A 278-nucleotide genomic window follows, 5' to 3' on the forward strand; every position below is an offset into this window, starting at 1 on the left:
GTATAAATGCGCTCAAGTGATGAACGCGCTTGGTCTAAATTTTCTTGTGAATAATTAAGTTGGCTGCGGTAATGACCTGAAATTAAAAAGTAACGAACAGATTCAGGATCGTATGCTTTTAAAACTTCACGCACTGTAAAGAAGTTATCTAACGACTTAGACATTTTTTCTTTGTTTACTTGAACCATGCCAGTATGTATCCATGTATTTACATACTTGCCGTTGTTTGCACAGCACGATTGGGCAATTTCGTTTTCATGATGTGGAAACTGTAAATC

General features: G+C 36.3%; 1 protein-coding gene. It reads right to left on the bottom strand.

Annotated elements, in window-relative coordinates; genetic code table 11:
• Positions 1-278 (bottom strand): class I tRNA ligase family protein (locus AAEY57_RS19805; protein ID WP_350608645.1); only part of this gene is annotated, 278 nt, incomplete at both ends.

This window comes from Pseudoalteromonas sp. MER144-MNA-CIBAN-0113, from assembly GCF_040308965.1.
In the GTDB taxonomy this organism is placed as follows: Bacteria; Pseudomonadota; Gammaproteobacteria; order Enterobacterales; family Alteromonadaceae; genus Pseudoalteromonas; species Pseudoalteromonas tetraodonis.